This window comes from Gelidibacter sp. (assembly GCF_035577925.1).
Lineage (GTDB): Bacteria > Bacteroidota > Bacteroidia > Flavobacteriales > Flavobacteriaceae > Gelidibacter.
This window is the reverse complement of record NZ_DATJCY010000064.1, coordinates 1-15,907: the sequence shown is the minus strand read 5'-3', so window position 1 is coordinate 15,907 and position 15,907 is coordinate 1. Positions and strand designations below refer to the sequence as shown.

Genomic DNA, 15,907 nt, shown 5'->3' with positions numbered 1-15,907 from the left:
GTGTTATAGGCACGTGCCAAACGTGTTATGGAATCCAAAAGAATAACCACATCATGGCCACATTCTACCAATCGTTTTGCTTTTTCTAAAACGATATTGGCAATTTTTACGTGTTCGTGTGCTTCTTTATCAAACGTTGAGGCAATAACTTCTCCTCTAACGTTTCGTTGCATATCGGTGACCTCTTCTGGACGCTCGTCAATCAACAAGATCATTTGATAAACTTCCGGGTGATTAGCAGCAATAGCATTGGCCACATCTTTGAGAAGCATGGTTTTACCTGTTTTTGGCTGTGAGACGATCATGCCACGTTGTCCTTTTCCAATCGGCGAAAACAAATCCATGATACGTGTCGAAATAGTACTTTGTTTTTCGGCAATATTGAATTTTTCTTGAGGAAATAAAGGTGTTAAATGTTCAAAGGATACTCGGTCTCTTACCACTTCCGGTTTTTGTCCGTTAATGCGACTAACTTTAATCAACGGAAAGTATTTTTCGCCTTCTTTTGGAGGTCTTACATGGCCCAGAACCGTATCACCGGTTTTTAAACCAAACAATCTGATTTGTGATTGCGATACATAAATATCGTCAGGAGAGGATAGGTAATTGTAATCTGACGAACGTAAAAAGCCGTAGCCATCTTGCATAATATCCAACACGCCTTCACTTTCAATAATAGCATCAAATTCAAAGTCTGGTTCTCTATAACGGTTTCGGTTGTCCTTGTTGCCGTTACTCACTTTTGTATTAGAATGATTGCTGTTGTCTCGGTTATTATTATCCCGATTATCCCGATTGTCTTTGGGGTTTGTTTTATTCCCGTTAGCATCGTTGGAATGCTGAGGTCTGTTATTGGGTTTTGGTTGAGGTTTGTTGTCCCTTTGTTGCGGTTTGTTGGTCGCATCCTTTTCTTTTTGAGGTTGCTGTTTTTTGTTTTGGTGTTCCGCTTTTTTTACTGGAGTTGATTCTTTTCTAGTATCGGGAGTTTCTTCTTTTTGAGGTCTTGCAACTGCAACAGGGGTTTTTTCTTCAGGTTTGTCGGTTATCGGCAAATCCATAATTTGTTGCGCTTGTGCTTGTGCTTGCGGTTGAACTGGCGCCGGAGTTGGCTTTTTTTCAATACGTTCTCTTTTCTTCTTTACAGGCGGTTTTGCCACTTCAGTTTTAGTTTCATTTACGGGAGCAATTTCAGATTTTATAACCTCTGGGTTTGCTGCCTGAAGATCTAAGATTTGATAGATCAAATCCAATTTTTTAAGTGAACGATACTTAGGGACATTTAATTTTTGAGCTAATTCCTGTAATTCAGAAAGCTTCTTTTCTTTTAATTGCGAAATTTCAAACATGTATGTTTATGGGTATAATTATAAAATTGAAATTGGATTCGTTCCGTAACTTATTGCGTGGTTAAGAAAGAGGAAAAAACCGAATGTAATTTTTGAAGATTAACAGCCTGTCACTCTGTTAGTAATACATTGATGATGCAATAATACAATTTTATTTTAAAAATAAGGGTATGTTTTAAAAAGAAACTGCTAATTTTGCGCATTAATTTTTAAGAATAACGAATGTTACAGCGTATTCAGACGGTTTATTTATTAATATCTGCCATTTTATCGGGTGGATTGATATTTGTATTCCATTTATGGACCACTGCCAACGATGTTTCTGTTTATGCGAAGGACGATATCGTCTATTTGGCCATGTTCTTGGGTTCGGCTGCGTTATCTTTGTTTTCTATTTTTAATTTTAAAAACCGAAAGTTCCAATTTGTTTTGGGACGTCTTAATATCATATTAAACTTTATTTTATTAGGATTATTCGTGTATTTATTGCTAAATACGTCTGGAGAAAGTCAAATTTCTGAGAAAGGCGTTGGGATTTTCATTCCTATTTTTTCTATCGTGTTTTTGGTGTTAGCCAATAAGGCCATAAAAAAGGATGAAGATCTTGTAAAATCTGTCGATAGATTGCGATAAACCTATTATCTTAATTTTATTAGTGCGTGAACCCGAGGTGAAGATCTCGGGTTTTTTTATTTTAAATAATTTGATTTGAAATATTTATGTATTTTATTGATAAAGTGATTGTTAGAGGTTTTATTTTGGTTTATTTCTTAAACTCAATCACTTCCAAATTATCAATCTTTCCACTATCAATCGTAAAACGCAACATCGTCCTGACTTGTTGAAAACCATGTTTTCCAATTGCTCCAGGATTCATGTGCAGCAGGTTTAGTTTTTTATCTGGCATCACTTTTAGGATGTGCGAATGGCCACAAATAAAAAGTTTCGGCGGATTTTGATAGAGCTCTTCTCTTATTTGAGGAGCATATTTTCCAGGATATCCACCAATATGTGTAATCAAAACATCAACCCCTTCACATATAAACCGATTGTTTTCAGGAAATTCCAAACGTGCTTTGGCATCATCAATATTGCCGTAAACAGCCCGTAACGGTTTTAGTTTTTTTATCGAATCAGTAACGGCTAAATCTCCAATATCGCCAGCATGCCAGACTTCATCGGCTTGTTTTGCGTATTTTAGGATGTCATTATCCATATAACTGTGGGTGTCTGATAACAGTAAGATTTTTTTCAAAAGAATAAATTTTAACAGTGTCGATAATTTTAGGATTTAAACATTACGGGTTTTGAAAACCAGAACGGCTTTTAATCATATTTCTAATTATCTTTGCAATCACAAAAATAGTGATAATGACATTAACCCATCCGTTACAAATGCGTTATCTGATCTCCAATTATAGTTTATTGATACTAAAGTTGAAATGGTGCTATTTTTGATATAACTTTCAAATTTATCAAGGTCACATTGAGGTATTTTATCGAATTGTCATATAATGGAAAAGCGTATCATGGATGGCAGCGCCAACCCAATTCCATTTCTGTGCAACAGGTTTTGGAAAAGGCTTTATCAACATTGTTGAGAGTTCCACTAACCGTAATGGGTGCAGGTCGTACCGATGCTGGTGTGCATGCTTCACAAATGTATGCGCATTTTGATTTGGATGCTGATTTTGATATAGATAACCTAATTTTTAAGTTGAATTGGTTTTTGCCAAATGATATTTCCGTTCATCGTATATTTGAAGTCAATGATACCGCTCATGCCAGGTTTAATGCCTTAAGCAGGACTTATCATTATCGGGTTTCTACCACAAAAAACGTTTTCACAGAGGACTTTGCCTATAAAATCCAATTGCCCTTAGACGTTGATAAAATGAATAAAGCTTGTGAAATTTTATTACAGTATAAAGATTTTCAATGCTTTTCTAAAAGTAACACTGATGTAAAAACGTATTATTGCACAATTAAAGAAGCTTATTGGGTTTTAAACAAAACGGAGCTCACTTTTGTTATAACCGCCGATAGGTTTTTAAGAAATATGGTACGTGCCATTGTAGGAACCCTAATTAATATTGGACTTGGCAAGATTGAAGTTGAAGAATTACATACTATCATTTCTTCAAAAGATAGGAGCAAAGCTGGATTTTCAGTACCTGCAAGAGGCTTATTTTTAATGGATATTCAATATCCCGATACTATTTTTAAGACGACACCATTATGAGTACCAAAAGAAAAACCAAGGTTTATGACGTTAACCTTTTTGTACGCTTAATGAAATATATTAAGCCGTATAAACTTGTATTTACGTTAACGATGCTGTTTGTAATAGGGCTGGCAGTTTTTGGCGCTTTAAGACCTTATGTTTTACAACAAGCTATAGATAATCATATTGCCCTTAGAGAATACGATGGCTTTATGTATTACGTGATCGTGATGATTGTTCTTTTGTTTTTGGAGGTTTTGTCACAATTACTTTTTATTTATTATGCAGGTTGGTTGGGCCAATCGGTGGTTAAAGATATTAGGGTAAAGCTTTTTAAGCACATCATGAGTTTTAAGATGAAATATTTTGACAACTCATCGGTGGGCGTTTTGATTACCCGAACGGTTACCGACATTGAACGTATTTCCGATATTTTTGGAGAGGGGCTTTTTATGATTTTTAGTGATGTCCTTAAAATGTTGGTCGTTGCCGGTGTCATGATTTTTATGAATTGGGAACTAAGTATTTTGGTGTTTGCAACATTGCCAATCGTACTTTTGGCTACCGTTATTTTTCAAAAATACATGAAAGTCGCTTTTGAAGATGTGCGTAATGAAGTCTCCAATCTTAATTCCTTTGTTCAGGAACGTGTCACCGGAATGAAAATCTTACAGCTTTTTACAAGAGAGGAAACCGAATATAAAAAATTTAGGGAAATTAATGCACGACACAGAAAAGGGTGGTTGAAAACGGTGTGGTACAACTCGGTATTTTTTCCGATTGCTGAATTTTTATCGTCATTGACACTCGGCATTGTGGTGTGGTACGGCGGACTTAATATTATTTCTGATAATCTGGCGTCGCAAGGTGATTTATTTGCTTTTATTATGATGATTCCAATGTTGTTCAGGCCTTTAAATCAGATTGCCAACCGATTCAATACGTTCCAGATGGGGATTGTTGCTGCCAATCGTGTGTTTGAAATTTTAGATACCACTTCGCACATTGATGATTTGGGACAAATTGAAGCACCAGATTTTAAAGGACATATTAAATTTGAGAAGGTTCATTTTTCATATATCGCCGATGAAGAAGTTCTAAAAGGCATTTCTTTTGATGTAAAACCAGGTCAAACTATTGCTATTGTGGGTGCCACGGGCGCTGGGAAATCGACGATTATCAATTTGTTGAACCGATTTTATGACATTCAAAAAGGAAAAATTTATATTGATGACATCGATATTAAAAATTTGACCTTAAAGTCTTTAAGAGCGCAAATTTCTGTTGTACTTCAAGATGTTTTTCTTTTTGCGGATACCATTTTAAACAATATCACGCTCAATAATCCCAATATTACAGAAGCAGAAGTGCAGCAGGCCGCGAAGGATATTGGTATTCATGAGTTTATTATGAGTTTGCCCAATGGTTATCATTATAATGTGAAAGAGCGTGGGGTAATGCTTTCTTCTGGACAGCGTCAACTGATTTCTTTTTTAAGAGCTTACGTTACCAATCCAAGTATTTTGGTGATGGACGAAGCTACTTCTTCTGTCGATTCGTATTCTGAGCATTTAATGCAAATTGCTACTGAGAAAATCACAAAAGGCAGAACGTCTATTGTTATCGCGCATCGTCTTGCAACGATTCAAAAGGCAGATAACATCATCGTTATGGATGCCGGCCAAATTGTTGAACAAGGTAGCCACAAAGAATTGCTTCAAAAGAAAGATGGCTATTACAGAAACTTGTACGAAGTGCAATTTTTAAAGCAGGAAGCTGTTTAGTTTTTTTGCATTCTGTCATTCTATAGGAAATGAAATACAACAGTTCAGATAACAAAAAGCACAATTCAGTCAATTAAAATTCAGGGTTCTTACCATTGAAGATATCTTTAAAAAAAGTTAGAGGTCAGCTTAGAACGAGACCTGTGAAAGAAATTAATTTATAAGAAATGACAGCAAATCAAAGAACTCTTGAAGAGCAAAAAGAAGAATTTAAGCAAAAGAAACTTTTAGCTTCCCCAATTGCTGGTTTAATTTCGTGGTTTATAGTTGCTATTTCGGGTATTTTTTTTCCTGACAATATTACTGTTTGGGTTTTGTTTGTGGCAACAGGATCTATAGTCTATTTAGCTATGGGAATTTCGAAATTGACGGGCGAAAACTATCTTGACAAAACCAAGCCTAAAAACACTTTTGATAATTTATTTTTTCTTACGGTAGCTCAAGCTATTTTAGTCTATTCAATCGCAATACCATTTTTTATTGAAGATTATACCTCTCTTCCATTAACAGTTGGAATCTTGACAGGATTAATGTGGGTTCCATTAACTTGGATTATTGACCATTGGATAGGACTATTTCACTCAATTCTTAGGACAATTTCAATTTTAATTCTTTGGTATTTATTTCCATCAGACAGATTTATAACAATTCCGATAGCAATTGTAATTGTGTATATTATGTCAATTGTAATTTTGAAGAACAGAAGAATTAAAACATAAAGTAATAGCCATTCTATTTTATGTTTACGCCAAATCCTTTTTAATCATTTTTATAAGTTCGTCGTTGTCTTTGAACATTACAAATTCACCATTTTTTAAATATGATATTTGTCCAGTTTCTTCACTCACGGTAATAGCCAAAGCATCGGTCTTTTCGGTAATTCCAATGGCTGCTCTGTGGCGTAATCCAAAGCGTTGCGGGATGGTGCGATCACTGCTCACCGGTAGGATAACACGTGTAGCTTTTATGATGTTGTTGCTAATCACAATGGCACCGTCATGAAGCGGACTGTTTTTAAAAAAGATGCTTTCAATAATGGGTTGCGTCACGGCAATGTTCATCGCATCACCCGTATTGGTCAAAAAATCGAGATTATTATTGCGTTCCAAAACAATCAATGCGCCAGTGCGTGTAGAAGCCATTTTTTGACAAGCCGAAATGATGACTTCAACATCGGTATGCACCATTTCGTCAGTTTTTAAGAAGTTGAGATGTTTTAAAAACTTACGTTTGTTTCCAAAGTTAGTGGAGCCGACCATCAAAAGGAATTTTCTTATTTCCGGTTGAAAAACCACAATTAAAGCAATAATTCCAACGTCCATAAAGCCACTGAAAATAGAACTTAGCAAACCCATTTTTAGGAAGGTTGTCAATTTCCAAATAAAGTAAATGATGATGATGCCAATAAAAATATTAATGGCCACCGTACCTTTTATCAGTTTATAAACATAATATAAAAGTAGGGCAACTAGAAAGATGTCGATAAAATCGATGATCCCAAAATTCCAAAGTTTTAGCTGATCCAATCTTGTAGTGTTTTTGTAAAATTATAAAAAATATGATTAATAAATGAACTCGTTTTCGTTGATGCTCATTTTTGGAAAATTGACTTTGGAAAGCGTCGATTTGAAAGTGATATAGTCCTGAAAACTTAAATTGTCATTAATATTTAAATAGAGTTCATACGAAACATCTTTTGCCAGGGCTTCAATATCAGCTGTTAGATTTGGCAATGATGATTTTACAATCACCGAATCTTTAAAGATGCTTACTAGTTTGATATCCCGAGGACTTCTAAAATCGATAATAATGCGCTTTTCTCTTGGATTTTCATAGTCGGGCGAAATGTTGGGCAGCACAAAATTTGTTTTGTAAATTACTTTGGTGAAATCCAAAAAACCTAAATTTTGAATACTAGTGTCGTTACAGGTAAAATAATTTTTTGTATGCTCGCTTTTCTTGGCTTCGGCTTTTCTTTTTTTATCTTGCAATTCGATGATTTTAGGAATGACCTGACCTAAAGTAAGGCGTTTATCGATGTTGACGAGCCAATTGGTAGAAGTAATCAAATTGGCACGATTAAGTTCAAGACTGTCTGCTTTTGTTTCATCGTAAAAAACATAAATAGGAGAGACATCATGAACTTCCGTTATTTCGGCATTGACTATTTCTGGAAGCAATAGTATTCTTTCGTTATTGCATGAAAATGCTAAAACCAGTAAAGTGAACAATAATAGACGTCTCATGAGTTATAGGTTTAATTGTTGTGTGATTTTTATACATTCCATGGCTTCTTTAACGTCATGGACTCTTAAAATGGCAGCTTTTTTTTGCAAGGCCATTGTATTTAACACCGTGGTGCCGTTAAGTGCTTTATCAGGTGTTGTGCCAAGTAAATTATAAATCATGGATTTTCTTGAAATACCAGCTAAAATAGGTTTTTCAAGCATTTTCAAAACCTCCATATGTTGCAGTAGCTCATAGTTTTGATCCAAAGTTTTAGAAAATCCAAAACCAGGATCGATAATTACATCTATTATTCCCAGGCTTTTTGCAACAGCAATACGTTCAGAAAAATAATAAATAATATCTTTGATTAAGTGCTCGTAATGTGTGTTTTGTTGCATGTTTTGCGGCGTTCCTTTCATGTGCATCATAATATATGGAACTTTGTGTTTTGCAATGGTTGGCAACATGTTATCGTCCATCTTTCCGGCCGAAATATCATTGATTATACAAGCGCCAGCAGTAATGGATTGTGCCGCGACGTTGCTTCTAAAGGTATCAATTGATATTAATATTTCAGGAAAATTTTTGATCAAAAGTTCTATAATAGGAAGTAAACGTTCTATTTCTTCGGATTCGCTGATGTTTACGGCATTTGCTCTTGAGCTGTATGCACCAATATCAATAAAAGTGGCGCCCTCAGTTAGCATTTTTTCAACTTGCCTTAAAATATCCGGTTGATTTTTATAAAAACCGCCGTCATAAAAAGAATCTGGTGTTAAGTTTAGAATGCCCATGACTTTCGGGATGGTCAAATCAATTAGCTGTCCTTTGCAATTTATGGTCATGATGTCGATTTCAATTTTTTTGTTCAAAGTTGTGCCTTGCAAAAGTCAATTTTATAGATATTTAACTAATTTGGTTTGATATCTAAAATCTTTGAACCTTGAACTTTGAACTCTGAACTATTTAGGCGAAATTTACGCAAAATTACCAGTTTTCTATGCAAAATACTTCAAAACAATATGATGCCGTCATTCAAAAATGCCGAGCTCTTTTTGTTAATAAAATGTCAGATTATGGAAGTGCCTGGCGTGTTTTAAGACTTCCTTCCTTAACCGATCAAATTTTTATCAAGACACAACGCATCAGAGGTTTGCAGCAAAATGCTGTTAGAAAGGTAGATGAAGGCGAGGAGAGTGAGTTTATTGGCATCATCAATTATTGTACAATGGCATTGATTCAGTTGGAAAAAGGTGTGGTTGAAAAACCAGACCTGGATGTTGAAGAAGCGACTAAATTATATGATGAGAAAATAGCCCTGACCAAACAGCTTATGATGGATAAAAATCATGATTATGGTGAAGCTTGGCGCGATATGAGGGTGAGCAGCCTTACCGATCTTATTTTGCAAAAATTGCTTAGAGTTAAGCAAATTGAAGATAATTCAGGAAAAACTTTGGTAAGTGAAGGTATTGATGCCAATTATCAGGATATGATTAATTATGCCGTATTTGCGCTGATCCATTTGAACGAAAAATAATAAAACAAGATGGCTCATTTATGCCTATATTTTAAGCATGGGACGTTTGGAGCTAAAAACTTTAGAATCTTAAAAAACTTTAATTTTGATGAAATATTTAGTAGGCATTAGTAGAATATTTGTAGGTATTCTTTTTATTATTTCTGGTTTTGTAAAATTGAACGATCCGTTGGGTTTTTCATATAAACTTCAGGAATATTTTGGTCCAGATGTTTTGAACTTAACGTTTTTAGAACCTTATGCTTTGGGGATAGCCATTATTGTGGTGGTTTTTGAAGTTGTTTTGGGTGTATTTCTACTAATTGGCTATAAGCCGAAATTCACGGTTTGGAGCTTATTGCTCATGATCATATTCTTTACTTTTTTGACATTTTATTCGGCCTATTTTGATAAAGTAAAAGAGTGTGGTTGTTTTGGCGATGCACTGCCAATGACGCCATGGCAAAGTTTTACCAAAGACGTTGTGCTGTTGGTTTTAATTTTGGTTTTGTTCTTCGGGGTCAGGTATATTAAACCAATTTTCGGAAAATTAGCAACAACTGTTGTGGCACTTTTGGGCTTTTTGGCATCACTTTCTTTTGCTTATTATGTGCTTATGCATTTGCCAGCCATCGATTTTAGAGCGTATAAAATAGGAGATAATATTCAAGAAAACATGAAGCTCGCACCAAATGCTAAAAAAGCGATTATTGATTATGTCTGGACCTATACCTTAGATGGCGAAGAAAAAACCTTAATAGATAGAGGGCAAGGACCAGCCAAATACGATGAGATTTTAAATGTTGAAACAAAGGAAATACAAGCAGCAGATTTACCTAAAATTCAGGATTTTTCCATAGAAACCGAAGATGAGGATTTGACCATGTACTTTTTGGAAAAGGATAAATTGATGATGATTGTGGTTTATGATCTTAGAAGTTCGGAAAGAGAAGGCGTCAAAAAACTAAAAGCACTTTCTGATAAAGCACTCGAAAAAGGATATACCGTAATTGGCATGACCACTTCTGATGAAGCCACAAAACAGAAAATAAAGACCGAATACGGTTTTAATTTTGATTTTTATTTGTGCGACGAAAAAGTACTTAAAACTATCGTACGTTCCAACCCAGGGGTGGTTATTTTAAATAAAGGTACGGTCACACAAAAGAAACATTGGAACGATATTGAAGATTTGAAATTGTAACGAATATTATTAAATAAAAAATCCCCTTCCTGTTAGGAAGGTTACCATAGATATGAGAAAAAAAATAGTAGCAGGAAACTGGAAAATGAACAATGATTTGGCACAAACCGAAACATTGATTACAGAACTTAAAGCCCAAAATGGCGCAGCTGATGTTGAGGTCATGATTGCACCATCTTTTACAAACCTTTGGCAAGCCTTTAATGCTTTAAAAGGTAGCAGTATTGAAGTGATTGCACAAAACATGCATTTTGCCGAATCTGGCGCTTATACTGGCGAAGTTAGCGCTGCCATGCTTAAAAGTGTAGGTATCAAAACAGTAATATTGGGCCATAGCGAGCGTCGTGCTTATTTTAATGAATCCGATGCCATCTTGGCTAAAAAGGTGGATGCGGCATTGGCCAACGAACTGCAAATTATTTTCTGTTTTGGAGAAGAATTGGCCGATCGGAAATCAGGCAATCAAGAAGCTATTGTTGCAAACCAGATTAGAAATGCATTATTTCATTTGAACGCTGCTGCTTTTAAAAATATTGTTTTGGCCTATGAACCGGTTTGGGCCATCGGAACCGGTGAAACCGCCACTGCCGAGCAAGCACAGGACATGCATGCCTTCATCAGAAAAACCATAGCCAATACTTATGGTGCCGAAGTTGCCGATTCTATTTCTATCCTTTATGGCGGCAGTTGTAAACCATCGAACGCCAAAGAAATTTTTGCCAAACCTGATGTAGATGGCGGATTAATAGGAGGAGCAGCACTCAATGCCAGTGACTTTTTTGCAATTGTAAACGCATTTTAATCGTAACTATAAATGTCCAATACTATTTATATCGGCTATCAATTTAAGGTGACACCTTTACAGCCAGGTACAGAAATTTTGATTGCCGAATTGGGTTATGCAGGTTTTGAGAGTTTTGTAGAAACCGAAGAAGGCGTTACGGCCTATATTCAAAAGGAGGAATGGAACGATGCGATTCTTGATGATATCTACATTTTGAAATCGGAAGAATTTGAAATTTCATACACTTTTGAAGAAATTGAGCAAATCAACTGGAACGAGGAATGGGAAAAAAACTTCAATCCTATCATAGTGGATGGTTTGTGTTCTGTACGCGCACCATTTCACGAAAAACCAGATACGACTTACGATATTATTATCGAGCCAAAAATGAGTTTTGGAACCGGACATCATGAAACGACGCACATGATGATCCAACATATTCTTAAAAATGATTTTAAAGATAAATCGGTTTTGGATATGGGTTGCGGAACCGGTGTTTTGGCTATTTTGGCCGAAATGAGAGGAGCTAAATCTATTGATGCTATCGATTATGACAATTGGTGCTATCTGAACAGTTTAGAAAATGTTGAGCGAAATAACTGCAAGCACATTACCGTTTTGGAAGGTGATGCCAGTTTGCTGAAAACGCAAAAATACGATACGATTATTGCCAATATCAACCGAAATATTTTGTTGAACGATATGGGAGCGTATGTAAACTGTTTAAATACCAACGGAACCCTTTTTGTCAGCGGATTTTACAATGATGATATTCCTGCTATTGAAGAAGAATGTAATAAATACGAATTGACTTGCGTTGAAATTTTGGAAAGAAATAATTGGGTTGCTTTAAAATTCGTAAATTAGCAGTCTGTTAATTGATTATGATCAACGGATTGTAAAACTATTAAAATTATCACAGCAGATTAAATAAAATGAGTACTAAAGAGAAAATCCAAGAAGACCTTCTCGTTGATACCTTAGAAGAAAAGCTTAACGAGATAGTATTGTATAATGACGATGTCAATACTTTTGACCATGTTATCGATACGCTTATTTATGCTTGCGACCATACTCCGGAGCAAGCCGAGCAATGTTCTATATTGGTGCATTATAAAGGAAAATGCACAGTTAAAACCGGGCCTTATGAAGATCTAAAGCCACGTTGTACCATGCTTTTGGAAGCTGGCTTAAGTGCGGAAATCATATAAAGACCTAAAAAAAATCCCGATAGTTGCTATCGGGATTTTTTTTAGGTCTAATATCTTGTCTGTCTGTGTAATTTATCCTTGTAAAGTGGATGGGCAAACAAATTGCGTAATCGGTAAATCCGTTTGTTTAATAGCTGCAAATCCTCCAGCAATATCCACAAGATTATTAAACCCACGTGCTTTTAAAATAGATGCGGCAATTACGGAGCGATATCCACCGGCACAATGTATATAATAAGTTTTATTCGCATCGATTTGATTCATGTTTTGATTGATGAAATCGAGCGCAAAATGTTGCACATTTTCTAAATGTGATGCTTCATATTCACCATCCTTTCTAACATCTAGTATATTAAGAGGTTCAGATTTTACTTTTTGAGCTAACGTTTCCGCAGAAATCGATTCCAAAGTGCTCACTTCCTTGCCCGAAGCTTTCCAAGCAGCAATACCACCTTTAAGATAGCCAAGAGTGTTGTCATAGCCAACGCGAGACAAGCGTGTTACTGCTTCTTCATTTTGGCCTTCTGGAACGACGAGGATGATAGGTTGTTTCAAATCGGTGATCAATGCGCCAACCCAAGGGGCAAATTGACCATTGAGCCCTATGAAAATAGAATTAGGAATATGGCCTTCAATAAAATCACTTTGGGTTCTTACATCCAATACCAAGGCATCTTCATGGTTGGCAATCGCTTCAAAATCATCTGGAGTTAATGCCACGTTTCCGGTTTTCAAAACCTGATCAAAAGCATCATAGCCAGTTTTGTTAAGCATGGCATTTTTTGCAAAATACTGTGGCGGTGGCGGCATGCCATCCAGCACTTCTTTCACAAATTCTACTTTTGTCATATCTGAGCGAAGTGCATAATTGGTTTTCTTCTGATCGCCAATTGTGCCAATGGTTTCTTTACTCAAATTTTTTCCACAAGCTGAACCTGCACCGTGGCCTGGATAAACGATTACATCATCGGCCAGTGTCATGATTTTGGTTCGAAGTGAGTCATAAAGCATTCCCGCTAGGTCTTCTTTTGTTAAATCCGATTTTATAGCCAAATCTGGTCGGCCAACATCACCTAAAAATAAAGTGTCTCCAGAAAACAAAGCGTGATTGTTGCCATTTTCATCAATCAATAAATAACTTGAAGATTCTAAAGTATGTCCAGGTGTATGCAATACTTTGATAGCGATTTTTCCAATTTTGAAAACTTCGCCATCGGTTGCAGAGTGGATGTCATAACTGGTTTCAGCACCTGGTCCATAAACAATGGTTGCTCCGGTTTTGTTGGCCAAATCGACATGTCCTGAAACAAAGTCCGCATGGAAATGGGTTTCAAACACATATTTTATTTTTGCATTTTCAGCGTTTGCTTTGTCAATATAAGGTTGGATTTCACGTAATGGATCAATAATGGCAGCTTCGCCTTCCGATTGGATATAATAGGCGCCTTGTGCCAAGCAACCCGTATAAATTTGTTCTATTTTCATGATTTAAAATTAATTTTAGGATCATCGTGGCAATAAGTCTATCAATATGATGATGTTTTGCCTTATGTAAAATTTTAAAATATTTTCTTTTGATACATTTAATGATCAAAGATACAAATCGCTTAAAGTAAGTTGTGTGATAAAAGTCACATTCCCCATAAATAGCATCTGATAACGATTAAAAATCAACTGTAGCTGATATATATCAATTAAAGTCTTTTAGTTGTGCTTAATGTGGTAATTTGTCTTTTATGACGCCATATACGTAGGTTCCCAAAACTGCTGCTAAAATGACAATGAGCATGGTAAAAACACCTGTGCCAACCAAAATATACATGGGGCCTGGACAAGCACCGGATAAAGCCCATCCCAACCCGAATAGGATACCTCCAAAAATGTATCTTTTTAGACCTTTTTCTTTATCTGGGACATTCATAATGTTGCCTTCAATATTTTTGAGTTTGAATTTTTTAGAAATCAAAAGCAATATAGTTCCGGTGGCAATCGCCGTTCCGATGATGCCGTACATGTGAAAGGCTTCAAATCGGAACATTTCGAAGATGCGATACCATGAAACAGCTTCGGATTTTACGAGAATAATCCCTAATGCAATGCCAACAAGTAAAAATTTTAGAAATTTCATCTGAGTATATTTTATTGTCTGATGCAATGTCCTCATATATTTAAAGTGTTAATTGAGGAGATTGAAGAATGACGTTTTATAATTAACCAAAAATTAGTGGAAATAGTAAATGAACCATAATTAATCCGCCGATAAAAAATCCGATTACGGCAATTAATGACGGCAATTGTAAACTGCTCAAACCTGTGATGGCATGGCCAGATGTGCAGCCCCCGGCATAACGCGTGCCAAAACCTACAAGGAAACCGCCAACAATTAAGATTGATAATCCTTTGAAGCTGAAAACGGCATCCCAACTGAATAATTCAGCTGGAAGTAAGCTTTTTCCTGCGTTTTCAAAACCATATTGTGATAGGCTTTTTACTGTCTCAGGATTTAAATCGATATCTACCGGGTTTGATAACAAGAAATGGGCAATAAATCCGCCAATAATGGCGCCCAAAACAACGGTAAGATTCCAGCGTTGCGATTTCCAATCGAAATCAAAGAACTTGACTTTTTTGCCTGCACCGGCAATGGTACAAAAGGTCCTTAAATTGGAAGACATGCCAAATGTTTTTCCAAAATATACAAGGATAAACATGATCATGGCAAGAAGCGGCCCAGAAACATACCAAGGCCAAGGTTGTAGTATAAATTCCATTAAATTAAATTTTTGCGAAGATAAGTCTAGTAATTGATATGGTCTAAAGTTAGTTTCTTAAAATTTGAGGACCTCGATCTTGTTGCGTTTTAAAATAATTTTCCCTTCATTTTCCAATTGTTTCAATACCCTGGAAATGACAACACGCGAGGTGTTTAAATCTTCGGCAATATCCTGATGCGTTTTTGAAATGGTTTCAGAAGCATTTAGTTTGACTTGGTCTATCAGATATTTGTAAAGACGTTCGTCCATTTTCATAAACGCTAAGGTGTCAATAGTTTCCAACATTTCGTTAAAGCGGATTTGATAGCTTTGTAGAATAAAGTTTCGCCAACTTTCATTGGTGTGGAACCATTCTATCATTTTTTCGTTGGGAATCATGATAACGGTGGAATCTTTGTCGGCGACGGCCCTAATTTTGCTTCTTGATTTTTCCATGCAACAGGTTAAGGACATGGAGCAAGTGTCTCCGCGCTCTAAAACATATAAAAGAAACTCGCTGTCCTTATCATCTTCTCGCAAAACTTTGATAAGTCCGTGCAAAAGTAAGGGCACATGGGTAAGGTTTTGCCCAATGTCCATGATGATGTCATCTTTTTTAAAATGTTTGATCGTGCCATGTTCAGCAATGTTTTTTAACATGGATTCATCAAAATAAGATCCAAATTGAGCGAGTAGGTTTTTCTGTATCATAGTTCAAAAATAAACATTTATAAATTCGAAATAATATTTGGTAAAGTTTTAATAAAATTGTTATATTTGCACCCACTTTAAAAGGCCTCGTGGCGCAACTGAATAGCGCACCTGATTACGGCTCAGGAGGTTACAAGTTTGA

Annotated in this window: 18 protein-coding genes; 9 read left to right on the top strand and 9 right to left on the bottom strand. The window is 35.9% G+C overall.

The window, feature by feature from the left end; all coding sequences use genetic code 11:
• On the bottom strand, nt 1–1,346 hold a 1,346-nt coding region (gene rho / locus VNJ50_RS02020; RefSeq protein ID WP_325578562.1), incomplete at its 3' end, for a transcription termination factor Rho.
• Nucleotides 1,347–1,568: 222 nt separating this feature from the next.
• Here rho and VNJ50_RS02015 point away from each other — a divergent pair.
• The gene (locus tag VNJ50_RS02015; RefSeq protein WP_325578560.1) at nt 1,569–1,979 is read left to right on the top strand and encodes a DUF4293 domain-containing protein; all 411 of its coding nucleotides are present in this window, start codon (nt 1,569–1,571) and stop codon (nt 1,977–1,979) included.
• Between the two features lie 130 nt (nt 1,980–2,109).
• Here the strand turns inward: VNJ50_RS02015 and VNJ50_RS02010 are convergent, their stop codons facing one another.
• Nucleotides 2,110–2,601 carry a metallophosphoesterase family protein gene (locus VNJ50_RS02010; RefSeq protein ID WP_325578559.1) on the bottom strand — a complete coding sequence of 164 codons (492 nt, stop codon included), beginning with the start codon at nt 2,599–2,601 and terminating at the stop codon, nt 2,110–2,112.
• A 231-nt stretch (nt 2,602–2,832) separates the two neighbouring features.
• Here VNJ50_RS02010 and truA point away from each other — a divergent pair, with 231 nt between their 5' ends.
• The 3 genes from truA to VNJ50_RS01995 all read left to right on the top strand — a co-directional run bounded on the left by truA (nt 2,833) and on the right by VNJ50_RS01995 (nt 6,073).
• Nucleotides 2,833–3,588, top strand: a complete 756-nt coding sequence (truA, locus tag VNJ50_RS02005; protein WP_325578557.1) for a tRNA pseudouridine(38-40) synthase TruA — start codon at nt 2,833–2,835, stop codon at nt 3,586–3,588.
• Nucleotides 3,585–5,354, top strand: a complete 1,770-nt coding sequence (locus tag VNJ50_RS02000) for an ABC transporter ATP-binding protein (protein WP_325578555.1) — start codon at nt 3,585–3,587, stop codon at nt 5,352–5,354. Before truA ends, VNJ50_RS02000 begins: the two co-directional genes overlap by 4 nt.
• A gap of 167 nt (nt 5,355–5,521) precedes the next feature.
• The gene (locus VNJ50_RS01995; RefSeq protein WP_325578553.1) at nt 5,522–6,073 is read left to right on the top strand and encodes a DUF7010 family protein; all 552 of its coding nucleotides are present in this window, start codon (nt 5,522–5,524) and stop codon (nt 6,071–6,073) included.
• Nucleotides 6,074–6,097: 24 nt separating this feature from the next.
• Here VNJ50_RS01995 and VNJ50_RS01990 read toward each other — a convergent pair whose 3' ends face one another.
• The 3 genes from VNJ50_RS01990 to folP are packed head-to-tail and all read right to left on the bottom strand — an operon-like array spanning nt 6,098 to nt 8,428.
• Entirely contained in the window at nt 6,098–6,880 is a 783-nt protein-coding gene (locus VNJ50_RS01990) for a diadenylate cyclase (protein ID WP_325578551.1), read from the bottom strand.
• Between the two features lie 36 nt (nt 6,881–6,916).
• Complete coding sequence (locus VNJ50_RS01985) at nt 6,917–7,600, bottom strand: hypothetical protein (protein ID WP_325578549.1); 684 nt, start codon at nt 7,598–7,600, stop codon at nt 6,917–6,919.
• A gap of 3 nt (nt 7,601–7,603) precedes the next feature.
• Complete coding sequence (folP, locus tag VNJ50_RS01980; protein WP_325578564.1) at nt 7,604–8,428, bottom strand: dihydropteroate synthase; 825 nt, start codon at nt 8,426–8,428, stop codon at nt 7,604–7,606.
• A gap of 155 nt (nt 8,429–8,583) precedes the next feature.
• On the opposite strand from folP, the gene VNJ50_RS01975 reads away from it, so the two are divergent.
• The 5 genes from VNJ50_RS01975 (at nt 8,584) to VNJ50_RS01955 (ending at nt 12,301) form a co-directional block, all read left to right on the top strand.
• Nucleotides 8,584–9,123, top strand: coding sequence for a DUF1599 domain-containing protein (locus VNJ50_RS01975; RefSeq protein ID WP_325578547.1), 540 nt, complete (start codon nt 8,584–8,586; stop codon nt 9,121–9,123).
• An 88-nt stretch (nt 9,124–9,211) separates the two neighbouring features.
• A complete protein-coding gene (locus tag VNJ50_RS01970) occupies nt 9,212–10,306 on the top strand; it encodes a BT_3928 family protein (RefSeq protein ID WP_325578545.1) in 1,095 nt (364 codons plus the stop codon).
• A 52-nt stretch (nt 10,307–10,358) separates the two neighbouring features.
• The gene (tpiA, locus tag VNJ50_RS01965) at nt 10,359–11,108 is read left to right on the top strand and encodes a triose-phosphate isomerase (protein ID WP_325578543.1); all 750 of its coding nucleotides are present in this window, start codon (nt 10,359–10,361) and stop codon (nt 11,106–11,108) included.
• Between the two features lie 12 nt (nt 11,109–11,120).
• Nucleotides 11,121–11,957 (top strand): 50S ribosomal protein L11 methyltransferase, encoded by an 837-nt coding sequence (gene prmA / locus VNJ50_RS01960; RefSeq protein WP_325578541.1) that lies wholly within the window; start codon nt 11,121–11,123, stop codon nt 11,955–11,957.
• A gap of 68 nt (nt 11,958–12,025) precedes the next feature.
• Entirely contained in the window at nt 12,026–12,301 is a 276-nt protein-coding gene (locus VNJ50_RS01955) for an ATP-dependent Clp protease adaptor ClpS (protein ID WP_325578539.1), read from the top strand.
• Nucleotides 12,302–12,373: 72 nt separating this feature from the next.
• Here the strand turns inward: VNJ50_RS01955 and VNJ50_RS01950 are convergent, their stop codons facing one another.
• From VNJ50_RS01950 to VNJ50_RS01935, 4 genes are all read right to left on the bottom strand, one after another.
• A complete protein-coding gene (locus VNJ50_RS01950; protein WP_325578537.1) occupies nt 12,374–13,786 on the bottom strand; it encodes an MBL fold metallo-hydrolase in 1,413 nt (470 codons plus the stop codon).
• A 229-nt stretch (nt 13,787–14,015) separates the two neighbouring features.
• The gene (locus VNJ50_RS01945) at nt 14,016–14,429 is read right to left on the bottom strand and encodes a DUF6691 family protein (RefSeq protein WP_325578535.1); all 414 of its coding nucleotides are present in this window, start codon (nt 14,427–14,429) and stop codon (nt 14,016–14,018) included.
• Nucleotides 14,430–14,511: 82 nt separating this feature from the next.
• Nucleotides 14,512–15,072: a YeeE/YedE family protein gene (locus VNJ50_RS01940; protein WP_325578533.1), complete on the bottom strand. Its 561-nt coding sequence runs from the start codon at nt 15,070–15,072 to the stop codon at nt 14,512–14,514.
• A 57-nt stretch (nt 15,073–15,129) separates the two neighbouring features.
• The gene (locus tag VNJ50_RS01935) at nt 15,130–15,765 is read right to left on the bottom strand and encodes a Crp/Fnr family transcriptional regulator (protein ID WP_325578531.1); all 636 of its coding nucleotides are present in this window, start codon (nt 15,763–15,765) and stop codon (nt 15,130–15,132) included.
• Nucleotides 15,766–15,907: the final 142 nt, after the last annotated feature.